Raw genomic sequence first — 14,649 nt, 5'->3', positions numbered from 1 at the left:
GGCTCGATGCCCTCCCTCCCCCTTGAGGGCAGGGCTGGGGTGGGGGTTCGGGCGGTAGGTCTTCCCCCGTTAAGAGTTTTCCCGACGGCCTGAACCCCCACCCTCGATCCCTCCCCTCAAGGGGGAGGGAGGCGATGGGACCCCGCCGTTGGCGAAAGCGGAAGAATTTCGGGACGGGCCCCGGCTCAGGGTCGGGGTGACAGCTGGGGGCGAGGGAGATTGGACCTCCCACGCTGTTAAGTCCTCCTGACCGTCCAGATGCGCGATGCGCCCCCTCCCCCTTGAGGGGAGGGCTGGGGTGGGGGTTCGAGCGGTGGGTCTTCCCCCGTGACGAGTTTGTCCGACGGCCTGAACCCCCACCCTCGATCCCTCCCCTCAAGGGGGAGGGAGGCGATGGGGCGGATGGATGGGTGCGGTTGTGTGCATTCCCGCTTTACGCGGGCTGCGGTGGCGATTGGTCGACCCCCTCCCCGGCCCTCCCCTCAGGGGGGAGGGAGGGCAGGAGCCGATAGGCCGGGGGCCGGGCTCAGTTCGCGGTATCTCGGGATGGGCCCCGGCTCGAGGCCGGGGTGACAGCTGGTGGGTGGGGGAGATTGGGGACGCTCCGAAGGGCGCCTAGGCCTGAGCCTCTTCGGCCTCGCCAAAAACCAAAAAGTGGATGGCGGCGGCGCCGTATTCGCGGCGGTCGGTGAGGGTGAAGCCGGCGGGGATGTCGAGGGTGGCGTCCCGGCTTTCTTCCCAGACGATGGTGGCCCCGGGGGCGAGCCAGTTGTTGTCGCGCAGGCCCGCAAGCGCCTGTTCGCCCAGGGTCTTGCCATAAGGCGGATCGAGAAAGACGAGGTTGAAGGGCTTCATCGAGCCGGGTACGCCGAGATCGGTGGCGTCGCGGCGCAGGAGCTTGGTAATGCCCCCGGCGCCAAAAGCCTCGATATGGTCGCGGATCAGGCCACGGGCTTCAGCGCCGGTATCGACAAAGGTGACGTGACTGGCGCCGCGCGACAGGGCTTCGAGCCCCAGCGCGCCGGTGCCGGCAAACAAATCAAGCACGCGAACACCATCCAGCACCGGCCCAAGGCGCGAGGCAAGGATGTTGAACATGGATTCGCGAACCCGATCGGCAGTAGGCCGGATCGAGAGATCGGATGGCGAATTGAGCCCCTTGCCGCGAAAGCGGCCGGCAACGATGCGCATCTAGCTCAAACCCCTTTCGGCACGCTTGCGGTCAGGGTTTTGGCCGGCGGGGGCCCGATGGGCGCCCTGCCCCACCCGCGGGGCGTGGGCCACCCGCTGGCCGACCAGCACCAGACGGACGACCGCCGCCACCGGGGCGGGCGCCACCGGATGCCCCGGGGCGGGCGCCACCGGGCTTGCCGAATCCGCCGGGACGAGGACCGCGGGCCGGGGCCGCGCCTTCGCGCTTGGGATGGGGCTTGCCGTCGGGGCGAACCTTGGGCTTGCCATAGGTCTTGGCTTCCGAGCCGAACTCGTCCCGGCCCGGACGCGGACCACCCGGGCGAGCACCAGCGGGGCGTTGCGGCCGATCACCGGCAGGGCGAGGACCGCGCTGTGGGCGATCGCCATCGGGGCGATTGCCGCGCGGTTTGTCCGAGAAATTGCGGCCAGGGCGCGAGGGCGCACGATCGGCGTCGGGGCGCGGGGTGTAAGCGCGGGGCGCGCCCGCGGCCTCGGCGTCGGCGCGCGTGCGCGGCTGGAAATCACGCTGCGGGCGTTCGGCGTCGCTGCGGCGCGGACCACGGGGCGTGCCGGTGAACTCGCGCGATGGGCGCTCGGCCCCACCTTCGGGGCGTGGCGGACGCGGCCGATCGCCAAAGGACTTGTTGCCACCAGGACGCCCACCAAAGGACTTGCCGCCGGGGCGATCACCAAAGGACTTGGTGCCGCCGGGGCGATCACCAAAGGACTTGGTGCCGCCGGGGCGATCACCAAAGGATTTGCCGCCGGAGGGACGGTCACCGAATGAACGCTTGGGCTTGTCGCCAAAAGATTTTGGACCGCTGCGGTCACCATCCTCGCGGCGAGGGCCGCGGGGCTTGTCGAAGGCGGGCTTGGCGGGACGCTCGGGGGCCTTGCCAAAGCTGCGGGCGGGCTGGTCGTCCCTGTCGCGGAAGGCGGGGGCGCGGGTGGAACGCTTGGCCACGAATTCTTCTTCACGGCCATCATCAAAGATCACGCGGCGCGGTGGCGCCTCGTATTCCTCGCGCTCCTCGACACGTCGCGGGCCGGGCTTGCGGTTGTCAAAGCGGCCCGGACGATCCTGACGCGGGCGTTCGGCGCGCAGCTCTTCCTCGGTTTTTTCGGCATGGTCGGTAAAGCGGAAGCGCTGGCGGGCAATCTCGACCGTGTTGGTGCCGCGGCCGGTCAGGCGGTCGCGGGTAGGCTTGCCGATCAGGGCATTGGCTTCAGGCATTTCGCTGTCGAAATCCACATCGGCCGCTTCGGCCAGTTTTTTGCCGAGCTGGTCGCGCAGGGTGGCCGCCCGCACGGTTTCAATGGCGCCGACGGGAATGTCGCCGAGCTGGAACGGGCCATAGGAGACGCGGATCAGGCGATTAACCTCAAGGCCGAGCGCGCCCAGCACGTTCTTGACCTCGCGGTTCTTGCCTTCGCGCAGTGCCATGACGAGCCAGACATTGGAGCCCTGCTCGCGCTCGAGGGTGGCTTCGATGGAGCCGTATTTGACGCCATCGATCTCGGTGCCGTCCTTGAGGCGATCAAGGGCGGCCTGGGTCACGGTGCCATGGGCGCGCACGCGATAGCGGCGCAGCCAGCCGGTAGCGGGAAGTTCGAGCACGCGCTTGAGGCCGCCATCATTGGTGAGGAGCAGCAGGCCTTCGGTGTTGATGTCGAGCCGGCCGACCGACACGACGCGTGGCAGGCCGTGGGTTTCGAGCGCTTCAAAGATGGTGGGGCGGCCTTCAGGGTCTTTCTCGGTGACCACGAGGCCAGCGGGCTTGTGATAAAGCCACACGCGGGTGCCCTGGCGGGCGGCGAGCGGGGCGCCATCGACGGTGACCTTGTCGCGGTCGGTGACGTTGAAGGCGGGGGTGATGACCTTCTTGCCGTTGACGGCGACGCGCCCCTCGGTGATCCACACTTCGGCATCACGGCGCGAGCAAAGCCCGGAGCGGGCGATGACCTTGGCGAGGCGATCGCCGGTATCGGGGGAGGCTGGTTGGTCGGCCATGAGTTCGGTGCCTTTCATGCGGGACCCAAAGGGGCGGCGCGGAAACAAGAAGCCCCGCCGCAATGGGCGGGGCTGAATAACGAGTGCGGCCTGAGCCTATCTGCTGGTCATGCTCTTCATGCTGGCATTGGGGCCGGCGCCCAAAGTACCGGGGCTCGTGACCTGGGGCTGCTGGGCCTCGATGGCGCGGCGCACATCGGCGGGGCAGCGGCGGTCGCGCAGCGAGACCACTTCCCCGCTCGGGGTGCGGCACAGCAAATCGGCATCACCCACGCGGGTAAAATAGTCGTCAGGCGGCAGATAAAGCGGGCGCTTGCCGGTGGTGCTGACTTCCATATTGGCGCCCTGCATGCGGGCGGTCAGCGCCGAGGTTTCCTGCTCGGTCAGGGGGCGACCGGCGATGGTGCGGGTATCGACGACACGGGCATTGCGCAGGCGCTTGATCTCGGCTTCGCTCATGCCGGCGGTGTTGAGCTGGACGCGGTCGCTGTTGACGGGCAACTGGGCGGCGGCCGACTGGGTCGGAGCCGGAAGCGAGGCGGCATCGCGCGGCAGCACCAGCGGGGCGCGGGCCTGGGTCAGATCTTCCTTGGGGTCGGCGCGGTTGAGCAGGCCGACGCCGCGGGCGGTCGAAGTCATCACCTCGCGCTCGAAAGTGCCGACATCGGTCAAGGCATTGGTGCCTTCCACGGTGGTGCAGGCCGCCAAAGTCAGGGTCAGCAGCAGAGCCAAACCGGCTTTGCCCCAAAGGGAAGCTCGCTTTGCAGCAGTCTGTGGCCCGGTGGATCCCATGCGCATGAAACGTCCTTCAGAATGTCGGGAGTGCTTATAAACTAGTTTCGCGCCTAAAACCAGATTGGGGCGCGAGCATGTTCAAGCAGTGGGCGTAGCGGCGCGTGGACGGCCAACGCCCAGCATGTCGAGCAACAGCAAGACGACCCCGGCGGTGATCGCCACATCGGCCAGGTTGAAGATGTAGAACGACATCGTGCCCCAGTGGAAATGAAAGAAATCGGCCACGGCGCCGTAGATCAACCGGTCAACGCCATTGGACAGCGCGCCGCCAATGCACAGGCCCAGCCCGAGACGCAGCAGAGCACTATCGGCGCGCACCCACCAGATGGCGAGGGCGACGACGGCGACCAGCATGACGAGCCCCAGGGTCCAGACCGGCAAGCCGTCGAGCAGGCCATAGGAAATGCCGGTGTTCCAGACGAGGACATAATCAAAGAACGGGGTGACGCGCACCACTTCGCCCCCGCTCCAGCCACTCATGGAAAAGGGGATGAAAGCCTCGAAGTGATCAACGCAGGCACCCGCCAGAAGCGAAATGCAGTTGGCGGACACCTGCATGGTCTTGTGCGCCCGATCGAGGCCGAAAACGAGCACGGCTGCGGCGAGCGAGACGTAAACGGAGGGGTCGGCAAGGGCGCGCAGATTCATCGGGAGGCGTCCAACCAATTGGGGGATGTCGCGGGGTCGTGCGAAGATCGGGAGTCGTTCGCCCCCACCCGGCCTCCCCCACGGAGGGGGAGGTGAAGGGACGTGCGGAGCTGAGATCGAAGCTCGGGCACCAGGCTAGAGACCGGCGGCGGCGCGTTCGCGCAGGGCCTGGGCGTCGCGCAGGGTGACGTCGGGGAAGTCGGGATCACTGCCCACTTCGGGCAGGATCTTCCAGGAGCGGGCGCAGCGCTTGCCCTCGGCCAGACCCGGCACCACCGCAACACCGGCCACGTCATCGAGGCGGAAGGCATCGGCGGGGCCTTCGCCCTCGACCAGTTCAACCGCCGAGGTGATGGCGATATCGGCCAGGTCTTCACCCTCGACTGCCGCAAGCAAAGCAGGGTCGCTGATGAACACTTTGGGGGCCGCTTCGAGCGAGGAGCCGATGCGCTTTTCGCGGCGTTCGATCTCGAGCGCCCCGGTGACGACGCGGCGCACATTGCGGATCAGCTGCCATTTGGCGGCCAGTTCGTCGTTGAGCCAGGCGGCGGGCACTTCGGGGAACAAGCGCAGATGCACGGAGGCATCGGCTTCCTTGTGCCGCTCGAGCCAAACCTCTTCCATGGTGAAAACGAGGATGGGCGCGAGCCAGGCCGTGAGGCAATCAAAAAGCCCATTGAGCACGGTCAGGGCAGAGCGGCGGCGCACCGAGGAGATCGGGTCGCAATAGAGCGCATCCTTGCGGATATCGAAATAGAACGCCGACAGCTCGATATTCATGAAATTGGTGAGCAGCGTCACCACACGGCGATAGTCATATTCCTTGTAGGCGGCGCGCACCTGGCCATCGAGTTGGGCCAGGCGATGCAGGATCAGCTGCTCGAGCTCGGGCATGTCGGCGGGCTCGGTCGCATCGGCGGGCTGGTAATGGGCAAGATTGCCCAGGAGCCAGCGCAGGGTGTTGCGCAGCTTGCGATACGCATCCACCGTGGTCTGGACGATCTCCTTGCCCAGGCGCAGATCCTCGGAATAATCGGAGGACGCCACCCAGAGGCGCAGGATATCGGCGCCGTATTGCTTGATGATGTCCTGCGGGGCAACGGTGTTGCCCAGGGACTTGCTCATCTTGCGCCCTTCCCCATCCATGGTGAAGCCGTGCGTCAGCACGCTTTCATAGGGGGCAAAGCCGTTGGTGGCGCAGCTCTCGAGCAGCGAGGAATGGAACCAGCCGCGATGCTGGTCCGAGCCTTCCAGATACATGGAGGCGGGGAATTTGAGGTAGGGCCATTTCTGCTTGTTGCGCAGCACAAAGGCGTGGGTCGAGCCACTGTCGAACCACACATCGAGCACGTCGCGGACCATTTCGTAGTCCGCCGCGACGTAGCTCTCGCCGAGGAACCGCTGGGCGGCGCCTTCGGCGTACCAGGCATCGGCGCCTTCTGCCTCAAAGGCCTGGGCGATGCGATGGTTGACCGCATCGTCCTTGAGGATTTCGTTGGTCTGGCGATGCACGAAGACGGTGATCGGCACGCCCCAGGCGCGCTGGCGCGACAGGACCCAATCGGGGCGGTCTTCCATCATCGAGCGCAGGCGGTTCTGCCCCGCAGGCGGATAGAATTTGGTGGCGTCGATCGCGTTGAGCGCACGGTGGCGCAAGGTATCGCCGGCAACGCCCTCGATGGCGCGGTCCATGTAAACGAACCACTGGGGCGTATTGCGGAAGATCACCGGCTTCTTGGAACGCCAGGAGTGGGGATAGGAGTGCTTGACGCGACCGCGGGCGACCATCATGCCGCGCTCGGCGAGCGCTGCGATCACGCGGTTATTGGCGTCGCCCTTCTTGCCGTTGTCATCGATGACGCGGGCGCCTTCGAAGCCGGGGGCCTCGGCGGTGTAAAAACCGGCATCGTCCACGGCAAAGGGGATGGAGGTGTCGATGCCGCGCTCGGCGAGGAGCCGGCCCGAGTTCATCCAGATTTCAAAGTCATCGAGGCCGTGGCTGGGTGCGGTATGCACAAAGCCGGTGCCGGCATCATCGGTGACGTGTTCGCCATCGAGCAGGGGCACATCGAAATCGTAGCCGCCGGCAAGGCCGCGCAGCGGATGGTGGCAAGCGGTGATCTGGCCGGGATCGACATCGCCGAGGCGCGTGAAGCTTTCGACCTTGGCCCTGGCAAAGACTTCAGCGGCGAGCTTGTCGGCGATGACGTATTTTTCGCCTGTTTTCGCCCAATTGCCTTCGGGGGCCGCGGTGATCTCGTAGAGGCCGTAAGCGACCTTGGAGGAATAGGAGATCGCCCGGTTGGCGGGGATGGTCCAGGGGGTGGTGGTCCAGATCAGCACAAAGGCCGAACCGAGGTCGCGCACCTGGCGGGCGGTGGCGGCAAAATCAGCGCCGGCTTCGGCTGAAGCGCCATGCACGGGGAATTTCACCCAGATCGTGTCGCTTTCATAATCCTGATATTCGATCTCGGCCTCGGCCAAGGCGGTGCGCTCCACGACCGACCACATCACGGGCTTGGAGCCGCGATAAAGCTGGCCGGAGGCGGCAACCTTCATCAGCTCGCGCGCGATCTGGGCTTCGGCGTCAAAGCTCATGGTCAGATAGGGATTGTCCCATTCACCGAGCACGCCCAGACGCTTGAACTCGTCGCGCTGGATATCGACCCATTGCTCGGCAAAGGCGCGGCATTCCTGGCGGAATTCGATGATCGGCACTTCGTTCTTGTCGCGGCCCTTGGCGCGATACTGCTCCTCGATCTTCCATTCGATAGGCAGGCCATGGCAGTCCCAGCCGGGCACATAGGCCGAGTTGAAACCGAGCATCTGCATGGAGCGCGACACCATGTCCTTGAGCGTCTTGTTGAGCGCGTGGCCGATATGGATGTTGCCATTGGCATAGGGAGGGCCGTCATGGAGCGTAAACAGCGGACGATCGGCCGCTTGTTCGCGCTGGCGGGCATAAAGATCCATCTCTTCCCAGCGCTTGAGCCAGAGCGGCTCGCGATCGGGGAGCCCGGCGCGCATGGGGAACTCGGTCTGCGGCAAAAACAGCGTCGACGAATAATCGGTTTCGGTGGCGCTTGCAGCGGTATCGGTCATGGAGGCGGCAATCTTTGGGGGAGGTTGGCGGCCTTTTAGCAAGGTGAGGCGCGAGGGGCAAAGGTTGATTTGCGGTGGGTGGGGGTGATGGGGGCCGTCAGTTCCGCGTGAATGCCGGCGGACGCGGAGTGCGGCGGGTTCTCCCCCTTGAGGGGAGCGGTTGGGGGCGGGGGTCGATCAGTGGCCCACATAACCACCCCCTCTCCGGCCCTCCCCTCAAGGGGGAGGGAGGCGATGGCTGCGGGATTTGGCTTGCGAGGAGATATTTAAGCGCAGTGGACCGCTTGCTGAACTCCCGCCTAGAGCCCGGTGGAGAGCCTCCCCTCCTCCTTGAGGGGAGGGGTTGGGGGTGGGGGTTCATCAGTGGCCCACCACACCACCCCCTCCCCGGCCCTCCCCTCAAGGGGGAGGGAGGGCAGGAGCCGAGAGCAAGGAGTTGGGCACGATAGGTCCCCTCCCCCTTGAGGGGAGGGCTAGGGTGGGGGTGCAGGCGGCTGAGCTTGAGTGGAGGAGCGAAGGGGAACCGTACCCAGGCTCCACTCGGAGGCAAAGCCGGAACCCCCACCCTCGGTCCCTCCCCTCAAGGGGGGAGGGAGGCGATGGCTCATGGGGCCGAGTTCTTGGGCTAGCCGACGAAACCCAGCTGTTCGTCGAGCGGGCTGAGGGGGGTGGCTTGGGTGAGGAGGGTGCGGGCTTTGCCCGAGTCGCGGTCCATGGCGGCGATCAGTTCATCGAGGCCGCTGAACACTTCCTGGCCGCGGATATGGCCGACCAGGGCGACGGTGATGGTTTGCCCATAGATGTCCTCGTCGAAGTCGAAGAGGTGGGTTTCAAAGGGCGGGCGCTGGTTGTCGAACATGGGCTTGCCATAGGCGGCAACGCCGCCAAAAAGGCGATTGCCGAGGCGGGCGCGCACGGCATAGACGCCCTGGGCAAGCTGGAAGCCGTTGGGGGTCATGGTGTTGGCCGTGGGGTAGCCCAGTTCGCGGCCGCGCTGGTCCCCGCGCACGACGCAACCATCAAAGAACCAGTGGTAGCCCAAAAGCCGATTGGCCGCGGTGACCGCCCCTTCCGAGAGGGCGGCGCGGATGCGCGAGGAGGAGATGGGCTCGTCGCCCTCGTCCATCAGATCAAGGGTCTGGACGGCAAAGCCCGCCGCCTCCCCCGCCGCCTTGAGGAAAGTGGGCGTGCCGCGCCGGCCGCGGCCGAAATGAAAGTCGGAGCCGACAATGACGCCGGCGACGTTCATGGCATCGACGAGAAAGCGGGACACGAAGTCTTCCGCCTCGATCTGGGAAAAGGCGCGATCGAAGGGGAGGATGACGATGCCATCGAGCCCGAGGGCTTCCGCCAGCCGCGCTTTGGCGTCGCCATCGGTGAGGCGGAACATGAAGGGCGAGGGCGCAAACACATCGCGCGGATGCGGCTCGAAGGTCAGCAGCACCGCGGGCGCCTCCGCCCGCGCCGCTTCGGTCTTGAGGGCGGCCAGGATCGACTGGTGGCCGCGATGAAAGCCATCGAAATTGCCGATGGCGACATAGGCGCCCCGCAGGGCGGCGGGGACGTCATCGAGGCTGGATAGTCGAATAAAGGCCACGCGCGCCTACCAGGTGAGGCGCGGCAGGAAGCCGGCAAGGCGGGCGCCACTGGGGGCCACGAGATCGGCGATCAGCTGCGGATCGGGGCTGCCAAAGGCATCGAGTTCGGCCGCGTGGATCGAGCCGGTGATGAACAGCAGGTCGAGCCCGAACTGGGCGGCGCCGGTGGCATCGGTGCGCACGCTGTCGCCAATGGCGAGCACGCGGCTTTTGTCGAGGGGCTTGCCAGCGGCCTGTTCGGCGAGGCGGAAGGCTTCCTCATAGATGGGGCGATAGGGTTTGCCGGCCATGTGCACGATCCCGCCCATGGCTTCGTAGAGGTCGCCCAGCGCGCCGCCGCAATAGATCAGGCGGTCGCCATGTTCCACGACGCGGTCGGGATTGGCGCAGATCATGGGGAGCTTGCGCGCGAGCCAGTGCTCGGCGCGTTCCCGATACATTTCGGGGGTGTGGGTGTCGTCATCGAGATCGGTGACCACAATCACTTCTGCTTCATCGGCCGTGGTGCGGCGCACATCGAGGCCCTCGTAGAGCGCATCGTCTTCGGTGGCGGGGCCGACATGGTGGATCGGGCGGCCCTGGTAGCGGGCGATCATGGCGCGGGTGGCGTCGCCCGAGGAAACGATGGCATCATAGGCAGAGCGCGGCACGCCAAGGCGATCAAGCATGTCGACGATCGGGCCCGAGGGGCGCGGCGCATTGGTGATCAGCACGGCCGTGCCGCCAGCTTCACGATATTTCACGAGGGCGTCGACGGCGCTGGGGAAGGCCGACACGCCATTGTGGATCACACCCCACACATCGCTCAGCACCGCATCATAGCGCCCGGCAAGATCGGACAGGCCGGAAATGGAGGCGGGATGGGACGTCATGGGGAACTCCGAAATAAACTGCTGCGTGCTATGTGGCAGCTTGGGGGCGCCGATCAAGCCCAAACAGCACGGGAGTGGTGGAGTTAGCCCTCGACCCGATGCAAGGCGGGCGCGGGCTGGCGGCCGCCATCGAGCAGCAGATCGCCGCGCAACGGGGCGGCAGCGCCCAGATGAGGCCCTTGCACGAGGGTGATGCGGTGATCGATCAATTCGGGGATCTGCGCTTCCGCTGATACCCCGCTGGCAAGCAGCGTCACGCCAAAGCGGGCGAGGTAATCGGCGATATCGGCGGCGTGGAAATCAGTCAGGGATTGCGGCGCTTCGAGGAAGCGCGCGGCATCGATGCGCAGCGAGCGCACGCCGCGCGCGGCCAGTTCACCCACATCGAGCCGCAGCGATTGCACGGCCAGGATGCTGTAGCCTGAGCCCTTCTTGTGGACGGCGTCGGCCACGGCGCGCTCGGCGGTGGTCAGGGACAGCCACTCTGCTTCTTCGATCGCAAAGATCAGGCTCGGCGCTACGGGGCGATTGGCTTCGAGCGAAGCGATCAACCCTTCGGCGGCCTGGCCGTCGCCCAGGGTCGCCCGCGACAGCGGCACAAAGAGATTAGGCCTTTGCCCGGCAGTGCGGGCGCGGCGGGCCAGGGTAATGGCTTCGAGCAAACCGATGCTTTCGAGCTGACGCAGCACATCGGCGCCGCCCTGTCGGGGCAGGAAATCGGCCGGTTCAGCCAATGCGCCCGCTTCGAGGGCGAGGCGCGGCACCAGATCAAAGCCGGTGGGCCGGCGCTGGGGCAAGGTCACGACGGGCTGGACGTGAAAGAGCAGCCGCCCTTCGCCAAAGGCGCGCCGCACGGTTTCGAGCGGAATCGTGGGTTCGCGTGGTGGCGGCACGATGGTCGCGGCTGGGGCAGGTCGCAGCGCGGCGGGTGCGGCCTGAGGTTGGGCCGCCCTTTCCTCGATATCGGCGACGGCTTCGGCGACCTGGCGGATCACGGTGCCCAGAACGGAGATGTCGGCTTCGACGGCGCCGAGGCGCGGGCCGGCATTGAGGTCGGCCATGGCGTTGATGCGCTGGCCGAGCACGGCGCCAGCCTTGGCATCGGTGGAAAGGAGGCGCGACAATTCCTCGATGGCGCGCTCGAGCCGCTGCTCGGCGCGCTGGCGCAGGACGCGCTCATGGGCGGTAACGGCGATGCAGCCGAAAACCAGCGCGGCGAGAATGGCCTGGGCGGGGGTGAAGGCGAGCCCGAAATAGGCCGCAGCTCCAGCTGCTGCCGCGGAAACCGCTATAAAGGTGTAAACCAGGCCCTGCACAGCGCGATGCGATCCCCAAAACGGCGCCGGGATTCGGCCCCAATGTTCTTAGCATCGCCCCGGCCCTGGCTGGAACGGAATATTTACCCTGTTGGAGAACAATCGGCGGGCGTCGAACTATACCAAAGGCAAAGCCGCAATGGCGACAAACACTGGGGAACCCCTGGCAGTGCCGGGCCGGCTGCTCCTGATCGAGCGTGATCAGCGATCGGTGCGGCACCTCAAAGAAGCTCTCTCGGGGCAATTGCAGCCAGCGCCACAGCTTGCCCTGGCGGCCTGCGGCCGGACCGGGGCGGAAACCTTGCGGCGCGAAGCCTTTGACCTGGTGCTGGTGGATCTCGGAAGCCTCGAAGATCCCGGCCCTGACGAGGCGATGGCGCGACTGGTCAAACTGGCCGATGGCGCGCTGGTGATTGCCCTGTCGGATGGTGGTTCGGTGTCGGCATCGCTGGTGGCGATGCGGGCTGGGGCGCATGATTGCCTGACCAAGCCGGTTGACGGGGCAACGCTGTTGACGCGAATCGGCGAGCTGGCACAGCGCCACGGCAAGGCCAGTGCCCTTTTGGGTGAGCCCGCCCTGCCCCGGCCCTCGGCCGATTTTGCCGGCTTTGTGGGTGGCTCAGGGGCGATGCAGGCCGTTTACGAGCAGATCATGCGGATCGCGCCTTCCCCTGCCCCGGTGTTCATCACCGGGGAAAGCGGCACCGGCAAGAATTTGTGCGCCGAGGCGCTGCATGGCAGCAGCCCGCGCGCTGGCCGCCCCATGGTCGTGGTGAACTGCGCGGCAGCCGACGCTGATTCCTTGGCACGCGAATTGTTCGGCGCCGGCTCGGATGGCGTCGGCGCGGCGCGGCGGGCGGATGGCGGCACGCTGTTTCTTGACGAAGTTGCGCAACTCGACCCCGAACTGCAGGCCAAGCTGCTGCACCTGTTGCAGACCGGCCGGATCACTGGCGAGGGCGAGGTGCCAACCAACGCGCTCGATATACGAGTGGTTTGCGCCACCAAGGAGCCGCTGACGCAGCTGATCGAAACCCGGCAATTGCGCGAAGACCTGTTTTACCGGCTGCATGTGTTGCCGATCCACCTGCCGCCGCTGCGGCAACGGCCAAGCGACGTGTTGCCCCTCGCCCGCCATTTCCTTGAGCGGTTCGGGCGCGAGCAGGGCAAGCAGTTCTCCGGGTTTTCGCCCGAGGCGGTTGCGGTCCTGGGCGGATCGGAATGGCCCGGCAATGTGCGGCAGCTCGAGAACCTGATGCGGCGCATCGCCGTGCTCGCCGATGGCGGCGAGGTGAGTGCGGCCATGGTGGCTTCGAGCGCTGCAGTGGGCGAACTGGGCCCCGGCGGCAATCGGGCCGAGCGCCGTTCGCCGGTGCGGCCAATGTGGGAGCAGGAACAGCGCATCATCGAGGATGCCATTGCCAGCTTTGGCGGCAATATCTCGCTGGCGGCAGCGGCCCTGGAGATCAGCCCCTCGACCATCTACCGCAAGCGCCAGGGCTGGGCTGGGCTGGAGGTGGCCAGCTAGCCTGCTGCCAGGGTTTGACAGGGCACGGATTTAGATCAAGCCCGGTTCAGCAATGGAGGTGAGTTGTGACCACTGGTCATGTGTTTATCGGCACCAGCCTGGATGGCTTTATCGCGCGCAAGAATGACGACATCGCCTGGCTGACGGATTACCCGACGCTTGGCGAGGATCACGGTTTCAACGCCCATATGGAACGGATGGATGGGGTGATCATGGGGCGCGGCACCTATGAGGTGATCAAGCATTTCCGGCCGTGGTTTTATTCCAAGCCCGTGCTGGTGCTGAGCGGCAGCATCACCCAGACCGATGTGCCCGAGGAGATTGCCGACAAAGTCGAGATTGTGGATGCAACGCCCGAGGGGGCGATGCAACTGGTCGCGGGCCGGGGCTGGCGCGCGGCTTATGTGGATGGCGGCAAACTGATCCAGGCGTTTTTGCGCGCCGGGCTGATCGAGGATCTGGTGATCAGCCGCATTCCGGTGTTGATCGGCGAGGGCATTCCCCTGTTCGGGCCGCTTGGGGCCGACCTGGTGCTCGAGCATGTGGAAACCCAGGCCTTTCCATCGGGCCTGGTGCAATCGCGCTATCGCGTCCCCGGCAATGCGGCCTAAAGGCTGCTGGCCTGGCGGGCCTTGTTCCGATCGAGCCCCAGGCGGTGCTCGCGGAAGATGATGAAGATGCCCGAAGCGATCACGATCGCAGCGCCGCCCAGCATGGGCAGCGTCGGGATGTCGCCGAAAGCGAAGTAACCCACCGCCAAGCCGAGCAGCAGCGAGGTATATTCAAAGGGCGCAATCACCGACATTTCGGCATGGCGATAGCTGGCGGTGAGGAGGATCTGCCCAACACCCCCCGCAATGCCGGCCAGGACGAGGATCACGGTCTGCTCGAGCGTGGGCCAAACCCAGCCGAATGGCAGGGTCAACAGCGACAGCACCGAGCCGGTGATGAAGAAATACAGCACGATGGTTTCGGTGCGCTCGGTTTGCACGAGGCGGCGCACCTGCATCATGGCAAAGGCCGAAAAGATCGCTGCCAGGAGCGCGGCGAGTGCGCCCAGGGTTTCGCCGGTGCCCATGGCGGTTTGCCCGCTCAGGATGGTGAGCCGCGGCCAAAGCATGATGATCACGCCGACCAGGCCCACGATCACCGCCGTCCAGCGGTAAAGCTGCACCCGCTCCTTGAGCAGCACGGCGCCCAGAACCACCACGACCAGCGGCGCGGCATAGCCAATGGCAATGGCCTCGGGCAGCGGCAGCATGGTCAGCCCGTAAAAGCTCAGGCCCATGGAGGCGATGCCGATGAGGCCACGCAGCACATGGCCGAACGGATTGTTGGTGTGCAGGCCGAAACGCAGATTGCCCTGCCAGGCGAGATAAACCAGCACCGGCACGATGGCGAAAAAACAGCGGTAGAACACGAGTTCGCCCGCAGGAATGTTCTCGGCCGCCTTGATCAGGGCCGACATCGCCACGAAAACGCAGACCGAAGCAACCTTGAGGGTGATGCCACGTAGCGGAGCAACCGTGGCAGGTGGAGAAAAAGCCGGGTTGGCCCCGCCGGAAAGTGTCACTTGCGTCTCGTT

11 protein-coding genes are annotated in these 14,649 nt (G+C 66.0%); 2 read left to right on the top strand and 9 right to left on the bottom strand.

Features of this window, described 5'->3' with window-relative positions; genetic code table 11:
* Positions 1–615: 615 nt before the first annotated feature.
* The 8 genes from rsmD to HRQ64_RS05685 form a co-directional block, all read right to left on the bottom strand.
* Entirely contained in the window at positions 616–1,191 is a 576-nt protein-coding gene (rsmD, locus tag HRQ64_RS05720) for a 16S rRNA (guanine(966)-N(2))-methyltransferase RsmD (protein ID WP_172122548.1), read from the bottom strand.
* Positions 1,192–1,222: 31 nt separating this feature from the next.
* On the bottom strand, positions 1,223–3,205 hold the full coding sequence (locus tag HRQ64_RS20345; protein ID WP_282567726.1) for a pseudouridine synthase: 1,983 nt from the start codon (positions 3,203–3,205) through the stop codon (positions 1,223–1,225).
* 96 nt (positions 3,206–3,301) lie between these two features.
* On the bottom strand, positions 3,302–4,003 hold the full coding sequence (locus HRQ64_RS05710; protein ID WP_172122546.1) for a hypothetical protein: 702 nt from the start codon (positions 4,001–4,003) through the stop codon (positions 3,302–3,304).
* A 75-nt stretch (positions 4,004–4,078) separates the two neighbouring features.
* Complete coding sequence (gene lspA, locus HRQ64_RS05705; protein WP_172122545.1) at positions 4,079–4,648, bottom strand: signal peptidase II; 570 nt, start codon at positions 4,646–4,648, stop codon at positions 4,079–4,081.
* Positions 4,649–4,783: 135 nt separating this feature from the next.
* Entirely contained in the window at positions 4,784–7,750 is a 2,967-nt protein-coding gene (ileS, locus tag HRQ64_RS05700) for an isoleucine--tRNA ligase (RefSeq protein WP_172122544.1), read from the bottom strand.
* A 625-nt stretch (positions 7,751–8,375) separates the two neighbouring features.
* Complete coding sequence (locus tag HRQ64_RS05695) at positions 8,376–9,347, bottom strand: bifunctional riboflavin kinase/FAD synthetase (RefSeq protein ID WP_172122543.1); 972 nt, start codon at positions 9,345–9,347, stop codon at positions 8,376–8,378.
* A 6-nt stretch (positions 9,348–9,353) separates the two neighbouring features.
* Positions 9,354–10,220, bottom strand: a complete 867-nt coding sequence (locus HRQ64_RS05690; RefSeq protein ID WP_127752130.1) for a TIGR01459 family HAD-type hydrolase — start codon at positions 10,218–10,220, stop codon at positions 9,354–9,356.
* An 83-nt stretch (positions 10,221–10,303) separates the two neighbouring features.
* Complete coding sequence (locus HRQ64_RS05685; RefSeq protein ID WP_172122542.1) at positions 10,304–11,536, bottom strand: EAL domain-containing protein; 1,233 nt, start codon at positions 11,534–11,536, stop codon at positions 10,304–10,306.
* 139 nt (positions 11,537–11,675) lie between these two features.
* Here HRQ64_RS05685 and HRQ64_RS05680 point away from each other — a divergent pair, with 139 nt between their 5' ends.
* Together HRQ64_RS05680 and HRQ64_RS05675 are read left to right on the top strand one after the other, a co-directional pair.
* Entirely contained in the window at positions 11,676–13,064 is a 1,389-nt protein-coding gene (locus HRQ64_RS05680) for a sigma-54 dependent transcriptional regulator (protein WP_172122541.1), read from the top strand.
* 65 nt (positions 13,065–13,129) lie between these two features.
* Positions 13,130–13,675 carry a dihydrofolate reductase family protein gene (locus HRQ64_RS05675; RefSeq protein WP_172122540.1) on the top strand — a complete coding sequence of 182 codons (546 nt, stop codon included), beginning with the start codon at positions 13,130–13,132 and terminating at the stop codon, positions 13,673–13,675.
* On the opposite strand, the gene HRQ64_RS05670 is transcribed toward HRQ64_RS05675, so the two are convergent.
* Complete coding sequence (locus tag HRQ64_RS05670; protein ID WP_349236674.1) at positions 13,672–14,637, bottom strand: DMT family transporter; 966 nt, start codon at positions 14,635–14,637, stop codon at positions 13,672–13,674. The two genes, HRQ64_RS05675 and HRQ64_RS05670, sit on opposite strands and share 4 nt — an antisense overlap.
* Positions 14,638–14,649 lie beyond the last annotated feature (12 nt).

It is taken from the genome of Devosia sp. 919, assembly GCF_013185965.1.
Lineage (GTDB): Bacteria > Pseudomonadota > Alphaproteobacteria > Rhizobiales > Devosiaceae > Devosia.
Note: the sequence above shows the minus strand (reverse complement) of the source record. Positions and strands in the feature narration are given on the sequence as shown.

Excerpts from the sequence above, each read along its gene's own strand:
- lspA (WP_172122545.1), bottom strand. The coding sequence starts at position 4,648 with ATGAATCTGCGCGCCCTTGCCGACCCCTCCGTTTACGTCTCGCTCGCC.
- HRQ64_RS20345 (WP_282567726.1), bottom strand. The coding sequence starts at position 3,205 with ATGGCCGACCAACCAGCCTCCCCCGATACCGGCGATCGCCTCGCCAAG.
- HRQ64_RS05690 (WP_127752130.1), bottom strand. The coding sequence starts at position 10,220 with ATGACGTCCCATCCCGCCTCCATTTCCGGCCTGTCCGATCTTGCCGGG.
- rsmD (WP_172122548.1), bottom strand. The coding sequence starts at position 1,191 with ATGCGCATCGTTGCCGGCCGCTTTCGCGGCAAGGGGCTCAATTCGCCA.
- HRQ64_RS05710 (WP_172122546.1), bottom strand. The coding sequence starts at position 4,003 with ATGCGCATGGGATCCACCGGGCCACAGACTGCTGCAAAGCGAGCTTCC.
- ileS (WP_172122544.1), bottom strand. The coding sequence starts at position 7,750 with ATGACCGATACCGCTGCAAGCGCCACCGAAACCGATTATTCGTCGACG.
- HRQ64_RS05680 (WP_172122541.1), top strand. The coding sequence starts at position 11,676 with ATGGCGACAAACACTGGGGAACCCCTGGCAGTGCCGGGCCGGCTGCTC.